At 69.9% G+C, this 26,987-nt stretch carries 17 protein-coding genes and 1 pseudogene; 6 read left to right on the forward strand and 12 right to left on the reverse strand.

The genetic code is table 11. From position 1 onward, the window contains the following. Nucleotides 1-25: 25 nt before the first annotated feature. The gene (locus GA0070618_RS21340; RefSeq protein WP_088983220.1) at nucleotides 26-502 is read left to right on the forward strand and encodes a hypothetical protein; all 477 of its coding nucleotides are present in this window, start codon (nucleotides 26-28) and stop codon (nucleotides 500-502) included. A 72-nt stretch (nucleotides 503-574) separates the two neighbouring features. On the opposite strand, the gene GA0070618_RS21345 is transcribed toward GA0070618_RS21340, so the two are convergent. Beyond that, nucleotides 575-1,270 carry a 2OG-Fe(II) oxygenase gene (locus GA0070618_RS21345; RefSeq protein ID WP_143740387.1) on the reverse strand — a complete coding sequence of 232 codons (696 nt, stop codon included), beginning with the start codon at nucleotides 1,268-1,270 and terminating at the stop codon, nucleotides 575-577. 385 nt (nucleotides 1,271-1,655) lie between these two features. Between GA0070618_RS21345 and GA0070618_RS21355 the strand changes: the two genes are divergently transcribed. Continuing rightward, nucleotides 1,656-8,309, forward strand: coding sequence for a non-ribosomal peptide synthetase (locus tag GA0070618_RS21355; protein ID WP_170107892.1), 6,654 nt, complete (start codon nucleotides 1,656-1,658; stop codon nucleotides 8,307-8,309). 49 nt (nucleotides 8,310-8,358) lie between these two features. Beyond that, nucleotides 8,359-10,044 (forward strand): carbamoyltransferase N-terminal domain-containing protein, encoded by a 1,686-nt coding sequence (locus GA0070618_RS21360; protein WP_088983224.1) that lies wholly within the window; start codon nucleotides 8,359-8,361, stop codon nucleotides 10,042-10,044. A gap of 40 nt (nucleotides 10,045-10,084) precedes the next feature. On the opposite strand, the gene GA0070618_RS21365 is transcribed toward GA0070618_RS21360, so the two are convergent. From GA0070618_RS21365 to GA0070618_RS21375, 3 genes are read right to left on the reverse strand one after another with little or no spacing between them, the layout of a single operon-like run. After that, the gene (locus tag GA0070618_RS21365) at nucleotides 10,085-11,884 is read right to left on the reverse strand and encodes a gamma-glutamyltransferase family protein (protein WP_088983225.1); all 1,800 of its coding nucleotides are present in this window, start codon (nucleotides 11,882-11,884) and stop codon (nucleotides 10,085-10,087) included. 6 nt (nucleotides 11,885-11,890) lie between these two features. Continuing rightward, entirely contained in the window at nucleotides 11,891-12,871 is a 981-nt protein-coding gene (locus tag GA0070618_RS21370) for a hypothetical protein (protein ID WP_088983226.1), read from the reverse strand. Further along, nucleotides 12,868-13,368 (reverse strand): VOC family protein, encoded by a 501-nt coding sequence (locus GA0070618_RS21375; protein ID WP_088983227.1) that lies wholly within the window; start codon nucleotides 13,366-13,368, stop codon nucleotides 12,868-12,870. The genes GA0070618_RS21370 and GA0070618_RS21375 overlap by 4 nt, the downstream gene beginning before the upstream one ends. Before the next feature lie 213 nt (nucleotides 13,369-13,581). Here GA0070618_RS21375 and GA0070618_RS21380 point away from each other — a divergent pair, with 213 nt between their 5' ends. After that, entirely contained in the window at nucleotides 13,582-14,847 is a 1,266-nt protein-coding gene (locus GA0070618_RS21380; RefSeq protein WP_157748970.1) for a cytochrome P450, read from the forward strand. A 49-nt stretch (nucleotides 14,848-14,896) separates the two neighbouring features. On the opposite strand, the gene GA0070618_RS21385 is transcribed toward GA0070618_RS21380, so the two are convergent. Next, nucleotides 14,897-15,826, reverse strand: coding sequence for a LysR family transcriptional regulator (locus GA0070618_RS21385; protein ID WP_088983229.1), 930 nt, complete (start codon nucleotides 15,824-15,826; stop codon nucleotides 14,897-14,899). A 53-nt stretch (nucleotides 15,827-15,879) separates the two neighbouring features. Here GA0070618_RS21385 and GA0070618_RS21390 point away from each other — a divergent pair, with 53 nt between their 5' ends. After that, the gene (locus tag GA0070618_RS21390; protein WP_231931397.1) at nucleotides 15,880-16,467 is read left to right on the forward strand and encodes a sugar O-acetyltransferase; all 588 of its coding nucleotides are present in this window, start codon (nucleotides 15,880-15,882) and stop codon (nucleotides 16,465-16,467) included. A 102-nt stretch (nucleotides 16,468-16,569) separates the two neighbouring features. Beyond that, nucleotides 16,570-16,769 (forward strand): annotated as a pseudogene (locus tag GA0070618_RS34805) (transposase); the annotation flags it as partial. A 148-nt stretch (nucleotides 16,770-16,917) separates the two neighbouring features. Here GA0070618_RS34805 and GA0070618_RS21400 read toward each other — a convergent pair. The 7 genes from GA0070618_RS21400 to GA0070618_RS21430 form a co-directional block, all read right to left on the reverse strand. Next, nucleotides 16,918-17,646, reverse strand: a complete 729-nt coding sequence (locus tag GA0070618_RS21400; RefSeq protein WP_088983231.1) for a thioesterase II family protein — start codon at nucleotides 17,644-17,646, stop codon at nucleotides 16,918-16,920. Beyond that, nucleotides 17,646-17,837: an MbtH family protein gene (locus GA0070618_RS34080; RefSeq protein ID WP_170107891.1), complete on the reverse strand. Its 192-nt coding sequence runs from the start codon at nucleotides 17,835-17,837 to the stop codon at nucleotides 17,646-17,648. The genes GA0070618_RS21400 and GA0070618_RS34080 overlap by 1 nt, the downstream gene beginning before the upstream one ends. After that, nucleotides 17,834-18,745, reverse strand: coding sequence for an aspartyl/asparaginyl beta-hydroxylase domain-containing protein (locus GA0070618_RS21410; RefSeq protein ID WP_088983233.1), 912 nt, complete (start codon nucleotides 18,743-18,745; stop codon nucleotides 17,834-17,836). Before GA0070618_RS21410 ends, GA0070618_RS34080 begins: the two co-directional genes overlap by 4 nt. A gap of 103 nt (nucleotides 18,746-18,848) precedes the next feature. Beyond that, nucleotides 18,849-19,694 (reverse strand): LLM class flavin-dependent oxidoreductase, encoded by an 846-nt coding sequence (locus GA0070618_RS21415; protein WP_231931398.1) that lies wholly within the window; start codon nucleotides 19,692-19,694, stop codon nucleotides 18,849-18,851. Nucleotides 19,695-19,732: 38 nt separating this feature from the next. After that, entirely contained in the window at nucleotides 19,733-21,133 is a 1,401-nt protein-coding gene (locus GA0070618_RS21420; protein WP_088983235.1) for an FAD-binding oxidoreductase, read from the reverse strand. Between the two features lie 33 nt (nucleotides 21,134-21,166). After that, a complete protein-coding gene (locus GA0070618_RS21425; protein ID WP_197701567.1) occupies nucleotides 21,167-23,557 on the reverse strand; it encodes a non-ribosomal peptide synthetase in 2,391 nt (796 codons plus the stop codon). Then, nucleotides 23,554-26,967 (reverse strand): condensation domain-containing protein, encoded by a 3,414-nt coding sequence (locus GA0070618_RS21430; RefSeq protein WP_088983236.1) that lies wholly within the window; start codon nucleotides 26,965-26,967, stop codon nucleotides 23,554-23,556. The genes GA0070618_RS21425 and GA0070618_RS21430 overlap by 4 nt, the downstream gene beginning before the upstream one ends. Between the last annotated feature and the right edge of the window lie 20 nt (nucleotides 26,968-26,987).

Below are 26,987 nucleotides of genomic sequence, written 5' to 3' on the forward strand. Positions count from 1 at the left end.
GCCCGTCGATGTCCGGAGGGATCCCATGACCGACAACGCTCGGCCTCACCAGCCGATCGACATGAATCGCCATGCTTCGTTGCGGGAGTTTCTCGCTGCACGTGGTGTGTCTCCGGAGGTTGAGTACGTCGAGACTACGCCCGTCACGGACGGGGTGACCTGCGACGTGTACCGGTTCCGTGACAGCGAGGCCTACGACCTGGCCATCGTTGAGGTACGGGCCGGGAAACGCACCCCCCTGCAACGGGTCCTGACCGGTACGGAAACCATCGAAGGCCACCTGGCGGGCCGCGGGACGCTGACCGTCCGGGCACCCAACGGCAGAGAGACGGCCTACCGGTTTCCGGCGGAACGGGCCACGCCGGTGGCGGTAGCGGTCGGCGAGATTATGCAGTGGCACGCCGACAGCGGCGAGACGCTCATGTTTTTCGAACTGTGCGCGCCGCCGTACACCGACGGCCGCTTCGAGGATCTCGGGGTGAGTGCCGGCGGCACCGGGTGAGGTCGAGGCGGCCGGCCAAGCCGCCAGCCGCCTCGACCGAGTGCTTCCACCGGCGCGCAGCGCCACCGACGGTCACTGCGCGATGACGCCTTGAGGGCCGTACAGGTACGTGTTCAGATCCTGCGGCCGGGTCTTCTCCGGGCACTCGTCCGTGTAGTAGTTCATGCCGACAGCCACACGCAGTGCCGGCCTGTGCAGCGCGCGGACGTAGTGGGGGAAACGCCGGGCGTCGAAGAAGACCAGCTGACCCGAGACCGGGTAGAGCACGGAGCAGTCCTTGTCGACCTCCTCCACGGAGTTGGCATCCACGTTGTTCGCCACGACCAGCTCACCGCCGGTGCCCCGCGGATGGTCGGTGACGTACAGCAACGCCTCCACCGGATTCGTGTCGACGTGGCACTCGTACCGGTCGGTGCCCTCCTGGACGTTCATCACCACCGCGTAGCGCTGATCCTCCGTCGGATAGATCCGACGCCCGGTGGCCTCCTGATAGAGCTCACAGAAGTGACCCCGGTACAGGTCGATCAGCCAGGGCAGCCGATTCCACATGGTGACCCCACGGACCGTCATGATCTGCAGGGACCTGACATCGCTGCTCTCCCGCGAGGTGGAGTGCGGCGGGGACAGGTACTTGGTGATCCGATCGTTGCGGGCCACCGTCTCGATCTCCTCTCGCCAACCGGCCGGCAGGACAGAGGAGACATCGAAGGTCAACCAACTGAAGCGGGAGACGGCCGGCGCGCTGCTCAGGAAGTCATCCGAGGACATGGTCACCTACCCCGACGGTTGACCCGAGGTTGTCCACGCGAGGTTCGGCCGTGACCGGTTCTGGTACGTCGACCACTCGCTTTTCTCCCTTCGAAGCGCGTCTTTGCTGACGTGGCGCCACTGGCGCGTGACCAGGGCCTGAACTGCCACGTTCAGCAATTTATCCACGTCGCCGCCCTCATCGGCGTCCCATAAAGCGGGGAAGCGCCGCTGCTGGGTGGGTCGGCCACCATGGGCAGGGCGACGGCTGCCCCATCGGGACGCTGTCGTCGGACAAATCCGGATGCTTCGCTGCGAGTGCGAGCCGGAGTCGACAAGGTCGAAAGAGCTGACAGAGGCCGCCGTGATCGATCATGACCTTCCGGACGTGCGTACGGTCGACGACGTGACCACCCTGGTGTGGCTGCTGCGGTGGCGGGCAGCCCACCAGCCGGATCGGCTGGGTTACGTCTTCCTCGGCGACGACGGCGCCGAGGAGGCGCTCACCTACGCCGACCTCGACCGGCGGGCCCGCCTCATCGCGGCCCAGCTGAGGCAGGCCGACATCGGCGTAGGCGAGCGGGCCCTCCTGCTCTACCCACCGGGAGCCGAGTTCCTGGCCGCCCTGTTCGGCTGTCTGTACGCGGGCGTTGTCGCGGTCCCCACGTTCCCGCCTAACCCGATGCGACTGGACCGGACGATGCCGCGTCTGCTAGCCACCGTCGCCGACGCCGCACCGGCCGTGGCGCTGACCACCGCCCCGCTGCTGACTCTCGCCGAAGGCCTCGCCCCGGCCGCGACCGCATTCGGCCAGATCCGATGGATCGCCACCGACGGACCGGCGGGGGAGACGGATTGGTTGCCACCGCCTGTGGACGGTGACGCTCTCGCGGTTCTGCAGTACACGTCCGGGTCGACGGGCAGGCCGAAGGGCGTGATGCTCTCGCACGGCAACCTGCTGCACAACTCTCGGCTGATCCGGCACTTCTTCGGCACCACCGCGGACAGCCGTGGCATGAGCTGGCTGCCCCCGTACCACGACATGGGCCTTATCGGCGGGCTGCTGCAACCGATGTTCGGCGGTTTCCCAGTCTGGCTCATGTCTCCACTGGACTTCCTGCGGCAGCCGCTCACCTGGCTCGAGCTGTTGTCGCAGCACCGGATAACCGTCAGCGGCGGCCCGAACTTCGCCTACGACCTGTGCGTCAGCAAGACAACCGCACGACAACGCGAGCGGTTGGACCTCAGCGCCTGGCAGGTGGCCTTCAACGGTGCCGAACCGGTCCGGCACGCCACGATGCGGCGCTTCGCCGAAGCGTTCGCTCCGGCGGGCTTCCAGACCGAGGCGTTCCTACCCTGCTATGGCTTGGCCGAGGCCACGCTCATCGTCACCGGCGGCCGCGCATCCTCCACGGCCGGCGACGTCGACCGTGCCGCCCTCGCCCGAGGCGAGGTGACGCCCACCGACGATCCCACCCGCCGGCTCGTCAGCTGCGGGCCCAGCGCACCGGACCAGCAGATCGAGATCATCGACCCGGACACGTCACGCCGATGCCCACCCGACCAGGTCGGTGAGGTGTGGCTCCGCGGCCCCAGCGTGGCCCACGGCTACTGGGGCCGCCCCGACGACAGCCGCGAGGTCTTCCGAGCCCGGATCACCGACGACCCCGACAACGACTACCTGCGCACCGGGGACCTCGGTTTTCTCCGTAACGGCGAACTAGTCGTCACCGGACGGCTCAAGGACCTGATCATCATCCGGGGCCGCAACCTCTATCCCCAGGACATCGAGGCAACCGCCGAGCGGGCACACACCGCCCTCCGGGCCGGCTGCGGCGCCGCCTTCGCCATGGAAGAAGACGGCGAGGAACGCCTGGCGATCGTGCACGAAGTTGTCCGTGGCAGCGAGAACATCGACGTCGCGGACATCGCCGGTGAGATCCGCCGACACGTCGCCGAGCAGCATGAGGCACAGGTCGGACTGGTAGTGCTGATCGCCGCTGGCGGGCTGCCCAAGACCTCCAGCGGCAAGGTGCGCCGCGACGCCTGCCGCCGACAGCTCCTCGCCGGTGATTTGCCCGAGCTGGCCCGCAGCACCACCGCCACAGGCAATCCTGCCGACCCGGCCGACGCTGCCGTCCTCCACCGGGCGGAGCTCGCCGCCGCCTCGGCCGAACGACGACGCGAACTGCTCGAGACCTACCTACGACGGCTGACCGCGACATCCTGCGGGATGCCGCCGGCCGACCTCGCCACCGACGTGCCGCTACTCGCGGCCGGACTGGACTCCCTGGCCGCCCAGGAACTCCTGCACCGCGGCGAGGCGGACCTCGGACTGCGGCTACCGCTGGCCGCCATCCTCAGCGGAGCGACCCTGGCTGACGTGGCCGCTCAACTCGCCGACCAGGTCGACACCGACCCGCGCACCAGCCACACGGCCACCGCCCCGGCCGATACGACCGCAGCAACCACCCCGCTCACGCCCGGACAACGCGCACTGTGGTTCCTGCAACAGATGCAGCCCGACAGCACGGCGCACACCCTGGCCACCGCGTTCCGGTTGAGCGGGCCGCTGGACACCGACGCCCTGCGCCGCGCCTTCGACACGCTGATGACCCGGCACCCCGCGCTGCGGGCCACCTTCACCATCCGCGACGGAGAACCGATCCAGCAGATCAGCCCCCACAGCGGCACCCACCTGACCCGCGACGCCACCGACCTCGACGACGAGGCGTTCGCGCGACGGCTCACCGATGACGTGCACCGGCCATTCGACCTGACCACCGGCCCGCTGGTGCGGCTTCACCTGTACCGGCGCGCCGCCGATGAACACGTCGTCCTGATCACCGCCCACCACATCGTCACCGACTTCCGCTCCACCACGACGCTCGGCCACGAACTCGCTGCTCTCTACACCGAGCACACAGGCGGTCAACCGGCGCAGCTTCCCGCCGTACCAGCGGGTGTTGCCGACGCTCACGCATGGCAGGAGGCGTACCTCGACTCGCCCGAGGGCCGTGCCGCAGCACGGCACTGGGAAAACGAAATCGGCGACGGGGTGCCACCGACCCGCCTGGGAACAGGGCCGGCGGGGGAGACGTCCAGCACCTCGGCCACCCACGTGTTCCGCCTCGACGACACGCTGGCCCACCGGCTACGCCAGCGCGCGGCGGCCGAGCGCGTGACCCCGTACGTGCTGCTGCTCACCGGCTACCTGGCACTGCTGCACCGGCTGACCGGCCAGACCGATCTGGCCGTCGGCACGCCCGTCGCTGCCCGCGGCCGCCACCGCCCGACCGACGCCGTCGGGTATCTCATGAATCCGGTGATGCTGCGCAGCCAGGCCGACCACACCGTCACCTTCCGCCAACTGCTGGCACAAACCCGAGACCGGGTCATCGCCGCCATCGAGCATCAGGACTTCCCCAGCCCGCTGCTCGCCGAGCGGCACACCGCAGCGCGCGGCGGACTGTTCCACAACATGTTCATCTACAACCGGCCGTCCGCGGCGGACACCTCGGCGTTTCCGGCGGTGCTGCTCGGCCATCCCGGAATCCGACGACCATTCGGCCCGCTACGCGCCGAATCCCTGCCGGTCACGCTACGGGAGTGCCCCTTCGACAGCGAGCTGTCGCTGTCCGAGCTCGACGGCGGAATCGTCGGCTTGTTCCGGTTCCGCACCGCCGTACTCGACCCACCGGCCGGACAACGTTTCATCGACCAGCTGACAGCCCTGCTCGGTGTCGCCGTCGACGACCCGGACGCCTCGCTCGGCACGATACTGCACGCCACCGGCCCCGAGCGCGTACGCATCGTCGAGCAGTGGAACCACACCGCACGAGCCCTCGACACCGACATCTGCGTGCCACGCCTGTTCGAGCAACAGGTCCGTCGTACCCCTGACGCGCCGGCCCTTGTCGCCGGCGCGGAGTGCCTGTCCTACCGGCAGCTCGACGAGCGCGCCAACCAGCTAGCCCACTTCCTCCAGGCCGGCGGCGTCGAACGCGGCGACCGGGTAGGCATCTACCTGGACCGCAGCCGGGACATGATCATCGCCCTGATCGCGGTCATGAAGGCCGGTGCCGCGTACGTCCCGGTCGACCCGCTCAACCCGCCCGACCGTGTCGCCGCGACCTTCACCGACGCGCGGGTACGGACGGTCCTCAGCCAGGAGAGCCTCGCCGGAAAGCTCCACCACGCCGCCGCGCCGGTGATCCTCCTCGACGGCCGGTGGCCCGACATCGCGGGTCACCCGACGACGCCCCCTCTTCCTCCCCCCGGACCCGGCGACACCGCCTACGTCATCTACACCTCCGGATCCACCGGCACCCCCAAGGGCGTCGACCTGCCGCACCGTGCCCTCAGCAACTACATGCAGGACGCCGTCGACCTGTTCGGTATCCGCCCCGACGACCGGGTGCTCCAGTTCTTCTCCATCAGCTTCGACGCCAGCGGCGAGGAGATCTACCCGGCCCTGATCAACGGCGGCTGCCTGGTGCTGCGAACCGACCAGATGCTCGCCGACCCCGCGACGTTCTTGACCACCTGCGCCGCCCGGGACATAACGGTGGTGCACATCCCCACCGGCTTCTGGCACGACCTCGTCATGGCCCTCGACGAGGGCACCGCCACCCTCCCCGAGAGCCTGCGGCTCATCGTCGTCGGCGGCGAAGCCGCGCTCGCCCAGCGGGTGACGGACTGGCAGCGGCTCGTTGGCACCAGGGTGCGGCTGCTCAACACATACGGCCCGACCGAGGCGACCATCACCGCGCTCGCCTACGAGCTGAACACCGCCGATCTGCGCGCGGGTGTACCGATCGGCCGGCCCGTCGCCAACACCCGCGCGTACGTCCTCGACGACGACCTTCAACCGGTACCCGTCGGGGTCATCGGAGAGCTGTACCTCGGCGGAGCAGGCCTCGCCAACGGCTACCTCCACCGGCCCGGCCTGAGCGCGGAGCGGTTCGTGGCCGACCCGTTCGGCCCACCCGGCAGCCGGCTCTACCGCAGCGGCGACCTGGTCCGCTACCAACCCGATGGCGCGCTCGTCTTCCTCGGACGCGCCGACCGGCAGGTCAAGCTCAACGGCTACCGCGTCGAGCTCGGCGAAGTCGAGGTGGCGCTGCGACGCCTCGACCGCGTGGCCGACGTCGTCGTTGTGCCGTCCCGCCGTTCCGGTCGCCTCCTGGCCTACCTGACGCCCGCTGGGCCGGTGGCACCCACCGCCGAGCAACTACGCTCCGCCCTGCGAACCCACCTACCCGAGTACATGGTGCCAGCGCAGTTCGTCGTCCTCCCGGCGTTCCCCAGAACCCCCAGCGGCAAGATCGACTACGCGGCGCTGCCCGCCACCGCCCCCGCACCCGGGCCCACCGCCGACGCCACACCCGAGGATCTGCCGCAGACGCCCCACGAACGGGCCCTCGCGGCGATCTGGAGCGAGGTGCTGGACATACCCGAGGTCCGCCGGCACGACGACTTCTTCGCCCTCGGCGGCCACTCGCTGCTGGCGACCAAGGTGCTGGCCAGGGTCAACGACACCCTCGGCCGCGAACTCACGCTACGGGCGGTGTTCGAGGCACCCACCCTCGCCGTGCTCGCGCAACGTGTCGACGAGGCACCCGCGAGCCAGTCCGGGCCCATCCCCGCCGCCCCGCGCGACGAACCGCTGCCGCTGTCCTTCGTCCAGGAGGCGATCTGGTTCCTCGAGCAGTTCGAGCCGGGCAGCACCAACTACAACGTTCCCCGGGCGTTGCGCCTGCGTGGCGAGATTGACGTGACGGCGGTCAAACAGGCCTTCGACGACCTGGAAGCGCGCCACGAGATCCTCCGAACCACCTTCCCCGACGACGGTGACGGCGAACCGATGCAGTGCGTCCAGCCTCCGCGGGGCATCCCCGTGGCGGTGATCGACCAGACCGCCCTGCCCGAAGCCGACCGGGACGCCCACATCCGTGACTTCATCCTGAACGCCGGGCAGCAGCCCTTCGACCTGGCCAGCGACCAACTGCTGCGGGTCACGCTGATCCGCCTGGCCGCCGACGACCACGTGTTGGTCGCCGTGGAACACCACCTCGTCCACGACGGCTGGGCCCAGGGCGTCTTCCTCCGCGACTTCCTCGAGTTGTACGAGGCCCGCGCGGCCAGCCGACCCCCACGCCTGCCGGAACTGCCCATCCAGTACGCCGACTTCGCCGTCTGGCAGCGCAGGATGCTGCAAGGCGCCCGCCTCGAGCAGCTACTGGCCTACTGGCGGCAGCGTCTCGCCGGTGCCCCGCCGCTGCTCCGGCTGCCCACCGACCGGCCCCGGCCCCGGGTGGCGACCATCCGCGGCGGTGAGGAAACCCTCGTCATCGACGCCGAGCTGACCCGGGACCTGCGTGCGTTCACCCAGGAACACGACGCCACGCTCTACATGACCATGCTCGCCGGGTTCGTGACCGTCCTGTACGGCCACAGCGGCCAGGACGACATCCTCATCGGCGCCGGCGTCGCCAACCGGCACCGACCCGAACTGGAAAACCTCCTCGGCATGATCATCAACACCATCGTCCTGCGCACCGACCTGTCCGGCGACCCGTCGTTCCTCGAGCTGGTCGACCGGGTACGGGAGACGTGCCTCGGCGCCTACGCCCACCAGGACCTACCGTTCGAGAAGCTCGTCGAGAAGCTGCGGCCCCCACGCAACCTCAGCCACATGCCGCTGTTCCAGGTGATGTTCAGCTTCCTCGACACGCCGATGCCGGCGCTGCGACTGCCCGGCGTCGAACTGGAAGTGCTCAACGCGCACAACCGGTCCGCCAAGTTCGACCTGAATGCCATCGTCATCCCGCACGCCGAGCAGCGATTCCACGACGCCGCCACGGCGGCACGCGAGGAACCGGACGAGACGATCACCCTTCTGGTGGAGTACAACGCCGATCTGTTCGACGCCACCACCATCCGCCGGCTGCTGGATCACTACCGAACCGTGCTGTGGTCGGCCGTCGGGCACCCGCGCCGATCCGTCCACCAGCTCATCGACCCACTGGAGCTGCCGACCAGACCGGCGGCGACGTGACCACCGGATCCGTCCAGGCGACGGTGAACCCCGAGGGAGCAGGCCCAACGTGTTGATCTGCGGTGTGAAGGTCTCGCACGACGGTGGCGTCGCGGTGATCGACGACGGCACGCTGCTGTTCAGCGTCGAAGCCGAGAAGATCGGCAACGGACTGCGGTACAGCCCGCTCGGCGACCTGCACCGGGTCGCGGAGATCCTCACCGCGCACGGCATCGCTCCCGACACCGTCGACCAGTTCGTCCTCGACGGCTGGTGGGACGAGACCGGATCGGGAACACCGAGCATCGCCACCACCCGAGGCGGCCGGCCTGGCATCGTGCAGGTGGCGCCGTACGTGCACAGCGGACGCGGCAGCGCACCCCTGGACCGGTTCACGTTCACCACCGACGGGCTGCGCGGCAGCGGCGAGACCAGCTACGCGAGCTACTACCATGCCACCGGCCACGTCATGGGCACCTACAGCACGAGCCCATTCGCCCAACGCGGTGAGGACGCGCTGGTGCTGGTCTGGGACGGCGGCATCGCGCCACGGCTCTACCACGTCGATCCGACGGGCCACACGGTCCGCCTCGTCGCCCCGCTCCTGTCGGCCATCGGCAACCTGTTCCCGCACCTGTGCGGCACACTCGAGCCGTTCCGGATGCCCGCCGCCGTCATCAGCGCCGACGAGGCCCACCAGCGACGGCATCTGGAGATCTCCGGCAAGGCGATGGCCTACGCCGCGCTCGGCCGTGTCGAGGACGACGCGTTCGGCGTCCTCGACGCTCTGCTCGAGGCGAACCCGCCGGTCTCCGACCAGGCGTGCGTCCAGGTCGCCGAGAAGCTCACCGTCTCCCGCAGCGAACTGCTACCCGGTCTCCGGGACGCCGACATTATCGCGACAGTGCAGGCCTACCTGGGCGCCCGGCTGCTGCAGAGTCTGCTCCGGGTGGTCGACCGCCGTCACCCCGACACGCGACCCAACCTGTGCCTGGGCGGCGGCTGCGCGCTCAACATCAAGTGGAACACCGCCATCAGAGCCACCGGCCGGTTCAGCGACGTGTGGATCCCCCCGTTCCCCAACGACTCCGGCGCGGCCATCGGCACCGCGGCCACCGAGCTGTTCCACCGCCACCGGACGCCGGCCGTACGGTGGAACGTCTATCAGGGACCGCGGCTGACACCCCAGGTTCCCGGACCGCCGTGGCGGGCCCGCCCGTGCGACCCGAAGCAGGTCGCCGAGATCCTGCACCGCGAGGGCGAACCGGTGGTGGTCCTCGACGGCCGCGCCGAACTCGGTCCCCGCGCACTGGGCAACCGCAGCATCCTCGCCCCCGCCGTGTCACCGGTGATGAAAGACCGACTCAACAACATCAAGGGCCGGGCCTTCTACCGGCCTGTCGCCCCGATCTGCCTCGCCTCCCGCGCCGAGGAGGTCTTCGACCCTGGCTGCCCGGATCCCTACATGCTCTTCGAACACCGTCCCCGACCCGACTGGGCGGACCGGATTCCCGCCGTGCTGCACCTCGACGGAACCGCCCGCCTCCAGACCGTCGACGAGTCGTCCCCGTGCGCCGCCGCCCGCATCCTGGTCGAGTACACGCGAATCAGTGGCATCCCGGTGCTGTGCAACACCAGCGCCAACCTGGCCGGGCACGGGTTCTTCGCCGACGTGGCAACCGCCGCCCGCTGGGGCGGCGTGCGGTACGTGTGGAGCGACGGGCTGCTGTACACCAACGAGCAGTCCGGCTCATAACGCCGGAGGCTCTGCCCCGGGGCAGAGCCCGCAGCACCCGTCACCGGCACATCGCGTACGCCTGACGTCCCCGCGCGCCGGCGGCCGCCCGCAGGAAACCGGTGACCGGGTCGACACCGACCGCGCAGACCTTGCCCAACGTGTTCGCCGGCACGACATCCAGTCGGTGCCCTCGGGACCGGAGCCCGGCCAGGACCGACGAATCGTGCGACGCCTCGACGACCACGACCCCCGGCCTCGCCGTGCGCGGCGCGAAGGACTGCGGAAAGTGATCGATGTGGAAGGCGGGAACCTCGGTGGCCGCCTGGAGATCCAGCCCGAACCGGGTGGCGGCCAGCAGTGTCTGGAGCGTCCACTGGTCCTGCTGGTCACCACCGGGGGTACCCAGCGCCAGGTACGGCTCACCGTCACGCAGGACGACACCAGGGCTCAACGTCGTGCGGGGACGTTTCCCGGGAGCGAGCGTGTTGGGATGCCCGGGCGACAGCCACATCGTCTGTGCGCGCGTGCCGAGCGAGAGACCGAGGCCCGGTATGACCGGTGAGCTCTTCAGCCAGCCTCCGCTGGGAACGGCGACCACCATGTTTCCGGCCCGGTCCACCACCGCGACCGTGCAGGTGTTCCCGGCCCCCGCGCGGGTGACGCCCACCGTCGGGATGCCACTGCGCAGCTGGGTCAGCCACTCCGGGGCGTCGGCCACCGGCTCGTCCGGCTCGGGCTGCGGTATCCAGGGATCACCGGCGCACGGCAGACCCGGCTGCGGGTCGATGGTGGCCTCCCCGCCGATCAGCGAGCGCCGCTGGCGCGTGTACTCGGCGGTGAGGAGCTGCGCCATCGGCACCGGCACGTGTCGGGGATCGCCGTACCAGCCCTCCCGGTCGGCGAAGGCGAGCTTGGCCGCCTCGGTGAGCAGGTGGATGTACTCGACGCTGTTGAGACCCATGGCGGGCAAATCGAAGCCGTCGAGGAGCGCCAGTTGCTGCAGGAACACCGGACCCTGCGACCACGGGCCCGACTTGAGCACGGTGAGGTCGCCGTAGGTCAGGGCGTACGGGTCCTCCACGTCCGCTCGCCAGTAGGCCAGGTCGTCGGCGGTCAGTAGGCCGCGGTGGCGTCGGCCGGTCGAGTCGAACACCTCAGTGCGACGCAGGAAACCATCGATCCTCTCGGCCACGAACCCCTGGTAGAAGGCGTTGTGGGCGGCCTCGATCTGCGTCTCCCGGTCGGCGGACACGGCCCCTGCCTCCGTGACGAGCCGCTCGAACGTCGCCGCCAGCGCCGGATTACGCATCCGGGATCCGGCGGCCGGCGTCGACCCGCCCGGAAGGTAGGTCCGCGCGGACTCGGTCCACTCGTCGACGAACAGCGGGGCCAGCACGGCGATGGTCTGCGCGGTGCTCGGTAGCAGCGGATAGCCGCCCGCGGCGTAGGCGATCGCGGGTTGCAGAACGTCGGCCAGCAGCATGGTGCCGAACTCCGCGAGCAGCCGTAGCCAGGCCCCGAAGGCACCCGGCACACACGCCGGAAGCACGCCGGCGGCGGGTATTCGGGAGATCCCGAGCGCGGTGAACGCCTCAATCGTTGCCGCCCTCGGGGTCGGTCCCTGACCGCAGACGATCCGCGCCGCCCCAGCGGATCGTGAGTAGAGGGCGATCGCGACGTCGCCACCGAGGCCGTTGGAATGCGGCTCGACGACCTGGAGGACGAACCCGGCGGCCACAGCGGCGTCGAAGGCGTTACCGCCGCGTTCGAGAACCGACATGGCGGCGCCTGAGGCAAGCCAGTGGGTCGAGGAGACCGCCCCGAGGTCGCCGGCTAGGGGCGGGCGGATAACCGTCATGCTTCGTCACCTCGTTTGTGGTGCTTGCAGGGCCGGATGCCGCGGTCCGGTGACATCGGCTGCGTGCTCGCACGCGCATCGCGCCACGTCGACCAGAATGTGACCGAGGCGGTCCTCGTGACCGGTCACCTCAGGAGTGCACAACGCCGCCGGCCGGTGGTCCCGCTGGTCGTGGGCGTGTAGTCCGTTGACGGCCAGATCCTGCGCGATGGCGGTGAGCCGCCGGAGCAGCTGGGCCACGGTCTCCTGTCGCGTCGCCGGTGCCCGCACCGTGGCGAAGTAGCTGTCGTAGAGCATGCTGACCAGCCGGATGTCGACTCCCCGGACCGAGGCCTGCTGCAGCAGTGACGGTCCGTCCGACACGAGTTTCGCGGCGACCCCGTCGTGCACCACCTTGTGCAGACGCAGGGCCACCGCGAGGTCGCTGCGATCCGAGTACCAGGCCGTCCTCGCCTGCCGACCCCGGAACAGGCCCCGCACCGGCCAGTAGTCCGGGGCCCAGCTCCCGCTGAACCCCCGGTGCCGCAGCCGCATGCTCGGCCGGATCACCGTGTTGTAGACGCCGATGGGGCAGGAGCCGGTGTAGAGCAGCATCGCCGAGTAGCCGTGCACGTAACGACTCACCGACTGCTGGATCTCATCGGTCGACCGTCGGCCCTCGCGGACGTCCTCAAGCAGGGTCGCCATCAGTCGCCAGAGCACGAAGCACACCTGGTGTCCGGTGATCCAACGGAACCAAGACAGCTCGTCCGGCGCGTCGCACCGTGGGACCTCCGAGGCCGGCCCACCACCGTCCGCGAGCGCGCGCAACCGCCAGCAGACCTCGAGGTACCCCTCGACGGGCAGGCCGCCCGCCGGGCCCTCAGGAGCATCGAGCTCACCGACAACCGGCAGGACCAGGGGTTCGAGACCGTAGGCGATCCCACCGAACTGCCAGCCCGCGCCAACCGGCAGATCACCCAGCGCCGTGTTCGTCGTGGCTCTCACGACATGCCACTCGGCATGTATGTGAACTCGAATTCGAGCCCGTTGACGTCATAGGTGTAGAAGCTCTGCACGCCGTCGCTGTCGGTGACGATGTCGGTGGGCTGCTCGTCGAGCGCGAACGAGTACCGGCCGGTGGAGCGCAGATCGGTCCACCGCTGCCGCATCGCCGCCAACTCCTCCACCGAGCGGACCCGGATGCACAGGTGCTGGAACTGTGACCGGCTCGTGGCCGGATCCGCTGCCCCGCCCGGCCGTTCGAACAGATGGATACGGATATCGCCCACGGCCACCTCGGCCATCGCCCGGATCCCCGGCAACCGACTGCGGGTCAGCTCGGAGAAGTCGTCCAACGACCACACCTGTTCCGCGCCGAGGTAGTCCCGATACCAGGAGACGGAGTTGTTGAGGTCGGTCGTCTGCACGGCCAGGTGATGGAACCGCAGCCTCAAGTGATCGCCGGAGTCCTCGGTGGCCGCAGTCGGTCGCGTCTGTCTCATGTCCCATCACCCCAGGCAATGCAGGCGTACCGATCGGTCGTGGCGCCTCCCTGCGCTCTATGGTCGCCCGGCAACCCGATCCGCAGACTTCCCCGCTTTATGGGACATCGATCAGGGCCCGCGTGCCTGACTGCCCGCCCGCCCGGGACAGCGCACCGGTCCTGGTTTTGTGTGACAACCCACCGGGCCCGGCCCGCCCGTACCGTCAGAGCCATGGTGCACCAGGGGGGACCCGGCGCGGCCGCCCGCGCCGACGACACGACCCACCACGACGATGTCCTCGACGAAGCCCGCACCGTGGACCTCACCGACCCCCGGCTCTACGCGACCGACCGACCGGAGCGGATCTGGCGTACCTTCCGCCGCGCGGGCGTGCCCGTCCGGTCACCGGGCCTGCGTGACCACTGGGCGATCACCCGACACGCGCAGATCCGGGAAATCCTCAAGCACAGCCACCTGTTGTCGTCGGCGAAGGGCAACCATCTCGGTGAGAAGGCGACCGACGTGGCCGCGGGGGAGGCAGCCGGCGGGATGTCCCTGCTGGTCAGCGACGGCCCGGTCCACGCCGCGATGCGGAGGGTTCTCGGCGCGGCGTTCACCCCGAAACTCATGCACCGGCTGACGGCCAGCACCGAGGAGCTGGCCCGGCAGCTCGTGTCGCAGGCGGCCGCCGAACCGTCGGTCGACTTCGTACAGTCGGTCGCCGCGCCGCTGCCCGCCGCCGTCATCTGCGACATGCTCGGCGTCCCGGCGAGCGACCGTGACCATGTCATCCGACTGACACAGGCGGCCTTCGGCGGTTCCGGTCACGTCACCTCCGGCAACCAGATGGCCGCGCACACCGAGCTCTTCGTCTACTGTGCCGAACTGATCGCCGCCAAGCGGCGCCGCCCGGGTGAGGACGTCGCGACGGTGCTGGCCACCGCCGAGATCGACGGCAGGCCGATGAGCCGGGAGATGGCCGTGATGAATTGCCACGACCTGATCGCCGGTGGCAACGAGACCGCCCGCCACACCTCCAGTGCCGCCGCCGTGACCATGGTCACCGAGCCGGCGTTCTGGCGTGACGTGCGAGGCGGACAGGCCGACATGGCCACCGCCACCGACGAGCTCCTGCGCCACGAGACACCGGTCAACCACATGATGCGGGTCCTGCTCGGTGATATAGAGATCGCGGGGGTCACGATGCGCCGCGGCGAGTTCGTCACGTTCTGGGTACGGTCGGCCAACCGCGACGAGGACGTCTTCGACGACCCGGACGAGATGCGGGCGACCAGGCGACCCAACCCGCACCTCGGGTTTGGTTTCGGTGCCCACTACTGCATCGCGGCGATGCTCGCCCGTATCGAGGTCGGGGCGATCGTGCGTGCCCTGGCAGAGGTCGTCGGCCACGCGGAACTGGTCGCACCACCGGTACGGCTGGAGTCGAACTTTTTCCGTGGCTACCGGTCGGTGCGCATCGCGCTGCGTCACCGGTGAAACCCCGTTCCCGGCAGTCTAGGACGTGCCTGCTGAATCGGGCGGCCGGTCAGTGGGCCACCCAGTCCGGGACCCACACGTCATCGGTGGTCTGCGGTCTTGAGGCTCGCAGGTGGTCCCGCAACGCGGTCAGCACGGGGTGCTGGTCCCCGGTGCGTGTGAGCAGCAGGTGCGGGTAGAGCGGGGTCGGTTTGCGTAGAGGGATGCGGCGCAGGTTGTAGCTCTGGGGCCACAGGTAGCGGTCCTCGCCGCCGATCAGGGTTGCCAGCGAGGCCGAGTCCGCCAGGGCGTCCATCAGGGCTTCGTCGCCGAAGTTGGGGCCGAGCGCGTCGATGCTCAGGCCGAAGGCCTGCGACAGTGACCGGTAGAACTGCGCCCACTCGGTGCCCGGCCTGATCCCGGGGATCCAGATGCGGTGTCCGGCCAGATCGGTGGGCCTGGCCCAGGCCGCGCTGGCCAGCGGGTGACTGGGCCCGACCAGGAGCTCCAGGGGCGAGTCCAGGAGTCGTTCGGCGTTGATCCCGGCCGGGACCTGGTCCGTCGGCAGGGCGCGGAACGAGGCGTCGATGGTTCCTTCGAGCACGGCTCGGGCGGCCTGGACGGCGTTCTCCTCGGCCAGCGTGACTGCGTCCAGGCTGGCCTGCGGACGGGATCGGTAGAAGCGGTAGACGGCCTGGGCCGGAGCGATGCGCCGGTTGAGGACGTCCACGCGCAGCGGGCGTACCCCGGGGCGCACGGCCTGCTCGGCCTGCTCGACGACGGTCAGGACCTTCTTGGCGTGCGGCAGGAAGACCTGCCCGTCCAGGCTCAGTCGGGAGCCGCGGGAGGTGCGTACCAGCAGCGCGACCCCCAGGGACTTCTCCAGGGCCGCGACCCGCTTGGAGACCGCCTGCTGGCTGATCCCGAGCTCGTCGGCTGCGGCCTGGAACTGGCCGGCCTCGGCCACGGCCACGAACGTGCGCAGCGCTTCGACATCCACACCCCACTCTACGGCCACAACCGGTGGTTGTGTCTGGGCGCGTTCGGGGTTGTTTGATCGGGCCTTCGCTGAAGTGCTGGGATACGTCCATGCCCACGACCACAGACCAGGCCATGTATGTCCAGACGTCCGAGTTCGCGCGCTATGCGGAGCGGATCGCACAGGTGACCGACGTGACCTCGCGGTTGAACGTGCTGCCGTTCAGCGATACCGAGGCGCGTGTGGAACTACTGGCGGTTGTGTTCGGCGCTCCGCTGCCGGAGTCGGTGACGATCTACCCGCCCTTCTTTACCGAGTACGGCCTGAACACGCGGTTCGGGAAGAACGTCTTCGTCAACCAGGGCTGCACGTTCATGGACCACGGCGGCATCCGCATCGGCGACAACGTCATGATCGCCCCGAAGGTCAGTCTCATCACCGGAGGGCACCCGCTACCCCTGGCCGAGCGGCGCGAGTACGTCACCAGCGCCCCGATCGTGATCGAGGACGACGTCTGGATCGGCGCGGCCGCCGTGGTCACCCAGGGCGTGACCATCGGTGCGGGCTCGGTGGTCGCTGCCGGCGCTGTCGTCACCCGTGACGTGCCTGCCCGCACGCTGGTCGCGGGAGTGCCCGCGCGGGTGGTCAAGACGATCGACTGACCCGTCCGGGCGAGCGCACCGGCAGTCAACTCCTGCCGGCGCGCTCGCCTGGATGGGCGTCCTGTTCCCGATGTCTCGTCACGGCCGCGTCACCGACGAGCAGTGGACCGCATCCTTGCTCTGCTGCCCAGCAACATCGGGCGTAGGGGCAGGCCCTGGGCCGACCATCGTCGGATCGTGGAAGCGATCGTCTACCGGTACCGCACCGGGATCCCCGGCGAGACCTGCCCGGCAGGTTCGGGTCCTGGAAGACGGTGTGGGCGCCCCACCGCCGGTGGGCGGGGGACGGGACCTGGGACCGCAACGCCAACGCCTGCGCCGTCGTCCGCCGCCGTGTCAGCGACTCCAACGCTCGGCGTTCCTCGACGGTCAACACGACCGGCGGCAACTTCGGTCCAGGTAACGCACCCACACCGAACTAACAGGGAACTACGAACTCAGGACACTAGGTCAGCGGGACGGGAAGCCGGCGCAGATCGCGTCGAGCAGCTCGGCGGGGGCGTCGACGAAACGGTTGTGCCGTCCGGGAAACACGACGAAGGTCGTCTTGCCGCTGTCGGCCCATCCCGCCAGCTGCTCCGGACGGTACTCCGTGTCATCGGTCCAGCCGATGGCGGTGATCGGGCAGTGCCGCAGCGGCGCCGAGGCCACGTACCGCCGCCGCAACCCGATGTCGTCGCGGAGCACCCTGACGTAGAGCGCCACCAGCTCCGGGTGCGGCTCGCGGCCGAGATCTCGGATGGTCGCCTCCAGCTCCACCGTCAGCTCGGGCTCGTCCATGTCGAGCATGCGCCCTGCCGGGCCGAGCTGCGGTGGCAGCTCGGAGGAGACAAACAGCCGTGTCGGCGGCAGGCCCCGACGTTCGAGGTGAACAGCCACCTCGAACGCGGCGATAGCCGACCAGCAGTGCCCGAAGAACGCGACGGGCACGTCGAGGTACGGTTCCAGCCCGGCGACCATGTCCGCCGCGAGGCCCTGGAATGTCGCCGGCATCCGATCCTTGAACCGGGTCAGCCGGCCCGGCAGCTCCACCGGAAGGAACTCGATCGAGTCCTGCTCCCGGGGCCAGTTCTCGAAGACGTTCGTGCCGCAGCCCGCCTGCGGAATACAGAAGACCCGCCCAGCCGCCGCCGGTGACGGGGACCGCTGCAGCCACACCGGGTTGGCAGCCGGGCGCATCACCGCGTGCTGAGCGGACGGAGATCCGTCCAGTTCGCCTCGACGTAGTCGAGGCAGGCCTGCCGGGTGCCGGGACCGTGAACGACCCGCCAGCCCGCCGGTACCTCCAGGTGGCACGGCCAGATCGAGTGCTGCTCCTCGTCGTTGACAAGAACGAGAAACTCGCGATCGGGATCCTCGAACGGGTTCACGACACGTGCTCCTTGACGGCTGGGTCGACGGTGCTGAACGGGTCCAACTCTTGCGCCGACCGCTCCAACGTGTAGTAGCGGCGGAGCTTGAGCGCGTGCGGCAGGACGGCGGGATCGGCGCTGCCACGGGCGAGGTCGATGAGGGTGCTCCATACGAAGTCGTCGCCACCGTCGCTGCGGTAGTGCTTCTTGATGACGATGCTGAAGACCTCGTTGAAGGTGTCCATGGTCAGGACGTCGGCGAGCCCCAGCAGACTCGCCCGCTCCGGGCCGGTCAACGCCGGCCGCGACACCATACGGTCAGCCGGAATGCCGGTGTCGGGGGTCCCTCCGGCGACGGTAAGCAGCGAACCCGGGTCGGGCGTGTCGACGAAATCGAGCATCAGGTGGATCCGCTTGATGCCGGACAGCACCGCGACCGCGTGGATCACCGAGGCGTCGAGGAACCAGATCTCCCCCTGCCGCATCCGGTACACCGTGTTGCCCTCGGTGAACAGACAGTTGTCGTCGGTGGCGAGGGGAATGTGCATCCGGTGCGCGTTGCGCGACTGGTTCGGCAGGTCGTCGAGTTCGAGGAGGTCCCGGTGAGGGATGCCGACGCTGTTGGTCACCAGGGCGAGCCGGGCGAAGTTCAGCCGGTCGAGGTCGGCCGTGTCGGTGATCAGCTTCCGCAGATACGGCAACTGGTCGGCATAGGCCGTGAAGGCAGGCGGCCGGTCGTAGGCGTAGTTGGTCACGACACCGTCGCCGGTGTCACCGCCCGGAGCCCAGAGCATGCAGCTATTCCAGGATCCGCCGAAGATGTAGTCGCTGTAGGCCTCAGACCACCGCAACGACAGGCTCCGTTCGAGGTCCTCGCCGAGGCGGGCATCGTCCAGGGGAACGGTCGCCACGTAATGGGTTCTCATCAGCTCTCCCAGTCCTCTCCGCGGCGAGGCTATCGACGCCCTGCCGGTTCCGCGCAGTCACCGGAACAGGCGACAGGGCCGGCTGCGCCGGCGTCCACGCTGGTCAGGACTGCCAGCGGCCCAGATCCCCGGCGACGTCCTCCAGCACGGCGACCTTGCCCTCAAACGGCTCATCCGGTCGCGGCCACTGCACGACGAGGTCGGTGATGCCCACCTCGGCGAACCTGCCCGCAGCGTCGAAGAACGCATCCCTGCTGTCAAGGACGCCGCCCACCGTCGGGCCCGCGACCAGCAACCGGCGGATGGTCGCCGGATCCCGGCCGACCTCGGCGCACGCCTCCTCCAACGCGGTCACCTGACGCCGCAGGACCGGCAGAGCCTGCTCGTAGGGGGCGCTGGCGAACCGGTTGGGGTCACCGGTGGTCACCCAGTACTGTCCGTGGCGGGCGGCCAGGCGCAGGCCCCGTGGGCCGGCGGCCGCCACGGCGAGCGGGACCCGGGGCGTCTGCTGGCACAGCGGGTGCGAGTGCACCTGCTTGGCGACGTAGTACCGGCCGTCGAAGTCGGTGACCGGTTGGGTGAGAAGCATGTCGGTGAGCTGCAGGTACTCCGCGAACCGCTCGCTGCGCTCCCGCCGGCTCCACTCGGTGCGGCGAGTCATGGTGGCGTCGAAACCGGGTGCCCCCGACCCGATGCCCAGAATGAGCCGGCCGGAGGAGATGTCGTCGAGGGCGGTGACGTCCTTGGCGAGGTAGACCGGGTCCCGAAGGTTCGGCGACGCGACCAGGACACCGATCCGGATGCGGGTCGTCGCCAACGCCGCCGCGGTCATCGTCGGCACCGCCGTGAACCACTCCCGCTCGCGGAACATACGCCAGTTCAGGTGGTCATAGGTCCAGGCGTGATCGAAGCCCATCTGCTCGGCCTGCTGCCACTTGCCGCGAGCCACCGACCAACGGTCCTCCGGCACAATCATGACCCCGAATCTCATGTCGCCCTCTCGCCGCGCTGACCCGGATCGATGTTGTAGTTGTACCGGAAGAGGTTGGCGGGGTCGACGCGCCGCTTGAGCGCCAGCAGATGCCGCCACCGGTCCCCGTACGCCTCCCGCACACCGTCGGCACCCTCGTCGCTGAGGAAGTTCACGTACTTGCCGGTGGTGTGGGCGGCCAGGGCGTCGCTGAAGTCCCGGACCCACGCCACGTGCCGATCACGGTCGTCGTCCGGTTCCCAGCCCGCGAAGATGTTGATGTTGTGACCGGCGTTCCGGGAGGCATAGGAACTCTGGTGCGACGGTACGCGCCCCACCGCCCCACCCAGGTGGTAGATAGGTACCGCCGAGGTCCCGGACGTGATCCGCGAGGCGTGCGTGACGACCGTGTCGATGACGTCGTCGGTGAGTGTCGCGACATCCGCCGACCGCCAGTAGTAGTGCTTGCCGTGCGGCACGGAGGCGTCCACGAGTCTCTGCAGGTCGACGTAGGCCATCGGCGCGACGGTGTCGATGATCGAGGGACCCATCTCCCGGAACGGTCTCAGCGCGGCCAGCCCGTCGTCGATGTCGCCGGACCAGCACAGCACCATCGCCATGACCGGCGTGCCGTGCAGCGCGGCGGGCACGGTGGGCAGGGGAGGACACAACCGCAGGTTCACGATCGACCCCAGCTCGTCCGGCGCATCGATGATGAGGTCGCGGTAACGCGCCAGCAGCGCCGGCGCGGCGTCCAGCGGCCGGATGACCATGCCGGCCAGCACGGTCGGACCCACCTCGTGCAGCCGGAGCCCGAAGCGGACGACCACGCCGAAGTTCCCGCCGCCGCCGCGTAGCCCGCGCAGGAAGTCCGGATCCGTAGTCGCGTCCACCGTGACCAGCCGGCCGTCCGCGGTCAGCACGTCGGCCTCGACGAGATTGTCCGCGGCCAGGCCACACCGGCGCATCAGATGTCCGATCCCACCGCCCAGGGTGAGCCCGCCCACCCCCGTGTGGCTGACGATGCCGCCGGTGACCGCCAAACCATGCGCCTGGGTCGCCCGGTCGACGTCGCTCCAGAGCGCGCCGCCCTGCACGTGCGCCACCCTCCGACCAGGATCCACCGTCACCGCCCGCATCGACGACAGGTCGACCACAACGCCGTCCTCGCAGAGCGCATGCCCGGCGACCCCGTGCCCGCCCCCGCGTACGGCGATCGGCAGGCCCCGCTGCGCGGCGAAGCGCACCGTCTCCGCGACGTCCTCCGCATCGGCGCACCGGGCGATCAACGCGGGACGCCGGTCGATGTCGCCGTTCCAGATGGTGCGTGCCTCCTGGTACAGCGGATGCGCGGGCGTGATGAGATCACCCCGCAGGACGGCGGCCAGCTTGTCGCCGTCATCGGTAGGGCCTGCCACGGCCGTCCTCCTGACTTCTCGCGGTGCTCGTCGTCAGGGATCCTGACGACCGTACACGTCGGACACCTGCCCGGCTGCCCGGATCGACGCCGCCACCTGCCGCAGCGTCCCGAAGAGCAAGTCGGTCACCGCCGGCTCGTGACCCAGCCGCTGCCCACACTCGTCGAGCAGCCGGAACGCGAGCAACGAGTGCCCACCGAGCTGCACGAAGGTGTCCAGCACGCTGACAGACTCCGTCTGCAGGACCATCCGGTAGATGTCGACCAGTGCCGCCTCGACCCCGTCGGCCGGCGCCACGATCTCCCGGGCCCGGTCGACCTGTTCGCGCCACGCGCCGAGCAGAGCGTCACGATCGACCTTCCCGTTCATCGTGGCCGGAATGCGGTCCACCGGCACGATCTGCTCGGGTCGCATGTGCTCGGGCAGAACCGCCGCGGCGCGCGCGGCGAGGGACTGCAGATCCTCCTCGGTGATGCCTGCCGCCCCGGCGGGCGCGACGAACGCGAGAAGGCGGACAGGGTCGTCGTGACCGACGACGGCGCAGTCACCGACCGCCGGGTGCGCGGCCAGCACCGCCTCGATCTCACCCGGCTCGACCCGCAACCCGCGGACCTTGATCTGGCGGTCGATGCGACCCAGGTGCTCCAGCAGACCGTCGTCGCGGTATCGGCACAGGTCACCCGTGCGGTACATCCGCGCCCCCGGCGGGCCGTACGGGTCCGCGACGAACCGCTCGGCGGTACGCGCCGCCGCGCGCCAGTATCCATGCGCCAACGCGATCTCACCGCCGATGTACGCCTCCCCGGGCATACCCACCGGCACCGGATCGAGGTTCTCGTCCAGCACGTGGATCCGGAAGTTCGCGGCTGGCCGACCGACCGGCACGACCGAACCACCCATCCCGTGCGGGATGACGTTGTCGGTGACCGGACCCGCCTCGGTGGGCCCGAAGGCGTTGACGAGCGTGGTCGCCGGCAGGGTGGCGTGGAACCTGTCGCGGAGCCGAGGGCTCATCGACTCGCCACCGCACAACGCCCACCGCAGCGCACCGGCCCGCTCGGCGGACACCGCCTCCAGGAACGGTGTCACCACGGTCGGCACGAAGAAGATTGTCGTCACGGCGTACCGCTCGACGACCCGGGCGAGGTGCGCGGGATCGCGGTGCCCGCCGGGCCGGCAGACCACCAGCCGTCCGCCGTGGTACAGCGGCCAGAAAAGCTCCCAGATGGAGACGTCGAAGCCGGGGGAGGTCTTGAAGACCGCGCTGTCACCCGCCCGGAACGGGTACTCGCGCTGCATCCACTCGATGTTGGCCAGGGCTGCGTCACTCGGGTAGGCGACACCCTTCGGCAGCCCGGTGGTGCCCGAGGTGTACAGGATGTGCACCAGGTCCGCGGCGCTGCCACCTACCTGGAGGTCCATCGCGGGACAGCGTCCCCACGATGCCCGGTCCGCGTCGAGGTCCAGAACGCGCCAGGCGCCTGCGGGGACGCGCTCGCGGCACGCCGCGTCGGTCAGTACGTGTCGCGGCGCGGAGTCGTCCAGCATGTAGGCCAACCGGGCGTCCGGCAGTTCCGCATCGATCGGCACGTAGGCCGCACCGGTCTTCACCGCGGCGTAGATGGCCACGACCTGGTCAACGCCACGCGTCATGCAGATCCCGACGCGGGTACCGGCACCGGCACCGTCCGCCCGGAGGAAGTGGGCCAGCCGATTGGCGCGCTCGTTGAGCTGCCGGTAGCTGAGCGTCCGACCGTTCTCGTCCACCAGGGCATCGCCGTCGGGTGTCCGCTGGACCTGTTCCTCGAACGGTCCGGCCAGGGTGCGGTGCAGGATCCGGGGCCGCCGGTACAGGTTGAGGCGGTACAGGATCCGGTCCCGTTCGGCCGCATCGACCAGCGCGTGCGCGGCCAGCGGCGCGGCGGGATCGTCGGTCACGCACCGGAGCAGGTGCAGCAGGGACCGGGCCCAGCACAGGGCGACGGCGGTGTCCGCGGAGTCCGTCGTCGCCTGCACGACGAGGGCGTCACCGGCCTCCGACACGGCGATCGTCGTGTCGACCCGTGACTCGTCGCTGCTGTCCGGAACGCCCTGCTCGGCGGCCTGCCGCAGGGCGGTGTCGAAGCTGACGGTCTCGTCGAGCGGGTCGCATCCCCGCACGATGACCGCCTTCCGGTCGCCCCAGCGCAGCCGGACCCGGACGGGGGTGTCTCGGCGGGACAGCCGCCGCGCCAACACCGTGACGCAGAGCCGCAGGGCGAGCGGTTCGTCGGCCCCGGTGGCCGTGGCGACTGCCCGCAGGCGATCCGTCAGAGCAGCGGTGATCGGAACCGGTCCCACTGGCAGCGCCGAACCGGGGCCGTCCTCACCGGCGTCGGGGACGGTGCCTGCCGTCGCCAACGAGACCGGCCAGCCGCCGGTCACGGCCGCCTTCCCGACCCGGCGTGGTCCGCGTCGACCCACGTGGCCCGCCCGTCGTCAGCTGCCGGGCGCGGCGCCCCAGATACGCCTGGGGGGCCGTCGAGCCACGCGGCGAGCTGACCAAGCACGGGCGTGACGAACACCTGGTGGGGATTCAGGTGCCGGCCCGTGGTCTCGCGGATGCGGGCGACGAGTTGGGTGGTGTGCAGCGAATTGCCACCGAGGTCGAAAAAGTGGTCTCCCGCGCCGACCCGGTCGACGCCGAGCAATTCCTGCCAGATCGCGGCGAGCTGCCGTTCGGTGTCGGTGCGTGCGGGCGACATGTTGACGGCGCGCGGCGACACCGGGTCGGGCGGCGCGGGCGTGGGACGGGCCGGACGGTCGGCGTTGTCGCTGCACGCCAACGCGTCGACGGGCGTCCCGGGTGACGACACACCGTGGGTGAGGGCTGCGGTGTAGTCGTCGAGGAAGCGGATCATCCGGTCGTCGTCGAACAACTCCGTGGAGTACTCCACCGACACGCCGAGGTTGCCGTCGGGAACGTCGGCGACGTCGACGGCGACGTCGAACATGGCGTACCGGTCCTCGACACTCACCGTCTCCACACGGACGTCCCCGAGCCGGAGGTCCGCGCCGGTGATGCCCGTCGGGTGCAGCGTCAGAGTCATCTGGAACAGCGGATTGCCGCCCGCCACCCGTGGTGGACGCAGCGCGTCAACGACGAGGTGGAAGGGGACGTCCTGGTGGGCGGTGGCGCCGATGACTGTGTCGTGGCAGCGGCGGACCAGCTCGGCGAACGTGGGATCGCCGCCCAGGTCGGTCCGCAGCACGACGGTGTTACCGAAGAAACCCGCCAGCGCGTCGATGTCCACGTGCGTGCGTCCGGAGAACAGGGACCCGACGGCCAGGTCGCGTTGTCCGGTGTAGCGGTGCAGCACGGTCAGCAGGGCGGCCTTGAGCACCGCCAGGAACGACACCCGGTGGGTACGGGCGTAGGCGCGCGCCGCGTCGGCGACATCCCGGGGCAGCCACCGGGTGACCGCGGTTCCGGCACCGGTGGGCTGTACCGGCCGGGGCCGGTCGGTGGGGAAACGCATCGGGGTGAGGCCGGCCAGCTTGTCGCGCCAGTAGCCGAGCTGGCGGTCCAACTCCGCCCCGGCCAGCCACCGCCGCTGCCAGGCGGCGAAGTCCGCCGGCTGGACGGGCAGGTCGGGCAGGTCGGCGTCGCGGCCGGTGACCGCGGCGGTGTACAGGGCCGACAGCTCACGGCCGATGATGGCGGCCGACCATCCGTCGGTGACGATGTGGTGGGCCACGAGCAGCAGCACGTGGTCCTTCGGGGCCACCCGGGCCATGGCGGTCCGGAACACCGGCCCGGCCTCCAGGTCGAACGGGCGGGAACACTCCGCCTCCGCCCATCGGTCGACCTCGTCGTCGTCCAGCTCGACGAACGGCAACCGCAGCGCCGCCGGCGTCGGGTCGACGACCTGGCGTGGCAGGCCGCCCTGGTCGACGAACCGGGTCCGCAGCGCCTCGTGCCGGGTCACCAACGCGTGCAGAGCGCGCTCCAGCGCCGGCACGTCGAGGTCACCGCGCAGCCGAAGCGCGAACGGCACGTGGTAGGAGGTCGAGGTGGGATTGACCTGGTGGATGAACCAGACCGCCTCCTGTTGGTAGGTGCACGGCATCGCCGCGTCGCGGGGCACGGGGACCACCCGCCGTGGGTCGGTCTGCCGGTCCCGTTCGGCGCGTTTGGCGGCCAGCAGCCCTTCCAGGTCGGTGATCTCCCGGTCCAGCTCCGACCCGGTGTCCGGCTGTTGGGAGGTCAACGCGGCGGCTAGTTCGCGCACGCTGGGATGGGCGGCGAGCGTGCCGATGCTGGCCCCGTCGATGCGGCCGACGGCACGAACGGCGTCGAAGGAGTCGCCGCCCAGCTCGAAGAAGCTGACGTCCGCGTCGATCGTGGGCAGTTCGAGCACGTCCCGGTAGACCGCAGCGATCGATTCCTCGAGCGCGGTGGCCGGTGCGTGTTCCGGCGGGACCGCCCCGACAGAACCGGGGGCCCCGGGTACGTCGATCGGCGACGTGGCCACGACGGGGCCTGCCGCGGCGGCGACCGGGGCGATGCGGTCGGCGGTGATCAGCGCCTCGAAGGCCGCGTGGAGGCTAGCTCCCAGCTCGTCGATGAACCCGGGCTCGAACCGTTCACGGTGGGTGAGGAGCTGCACGGTCTGGGCCTCCGGGGCGATCGTCAGCGCCACCGGATAATTGATCTTGTCGTACAGGGCCTCCTGGTGAAACGTCAGGGACTGCCCACCTGCCCTGGACTCGATGACCGAGGGGTACGTCTCCAGGGAGACGCTGCTGTCGAACAGCTGTTGCCCGGTGACTCCCGCCCACCTCTTGATGTCGGCCAGCGGGGTGTGCTCGTACCGGCGCATCTGCGCGTACGTGTGCTGAATGTCGCGCAGCCAGGGCCCCAGGTCACCATCGGCGGGCACCGTGATGCGCACGGGCAGCGTGTTGGCGAACACGCCCACAATCCGGTCGACCTGCCCGATTTCCGGTGGCCGACCCGAACTGGCCGACCCGAACGTGATCTCCTCACCACCGGTGAAGCGACGCAGGACGATGGCCCACGCGGCCTGGATCATGGTGCCGAGGGTCACCCGATGCCGGGCCGCAGCGTCCCGCAACCCCTCGACGACACGCGCCGGCATCTCGGTGTTCCGCCGGTCGACCGCCCCGGTGCTCCTTGACGGGCTCCACGGCTTCAAGGTCGACAGGTGACGCGAGGAGATCCCGCCCAGCAGATCCGCCCAGAAGGACCGCGTCGCCTCCGGATCCTGACGTTGCAGCCACGCGATGTACGTGCGGAACGGTGGGGGAGACGGCGGTGGGGGTCCACCGACGGTGAGATGCCGGTAGTGCGCCAGGACGTCGCTGAAGAAGATCGCCACCGACCAGCCGTCCATCAACAGATGGTGGTAGGTCCAGATGAGGTAGTGCCGGTCGGCGCCGAGGCGGATCACCTGGAGTCGTTGCAGCGGCGCGACGGCCAGGTCGAAACCCTTTCCGCTGTCGTCGGCGCGAAGCTGTTCGAGCTGCCTGCGTTGCTGCGGTTCGTCGAGACCGCTCCAATCGTGACGCGTCACCGGCAGTGACACCTCACGGTGGACAACCTGCAACGGCTTGTCCAGCCCCTCCCAGTGGAACGAGGTCCGCAGCGCGGGATGCGCGTTCACCACCGTCTGCCACGCCGACACCAGGGCAGCCGGGTCCAGCGGCCCGTCGGCCCGATACGTCTGCTGGCTGAGGTACATGTCCGCCGCACCGTCGTGCAGGCTGTGCAGGAGCATGCCCTGCTGAAGCGGCGTGAGTTCGTAGATGTCCTCGACGTTGCTGGTGTTCACTGGTTGCTCCCTGCTCTCGC

Source organism: Micromonospora echinospora (genome assembly GCF_900091495.1).
Lineage (GTDB): Bacteria > Actinomycetota > Actinomycetes > Mycobacteriales > Micromonosporaceae > Micromonospora > Micromonospora echinospora.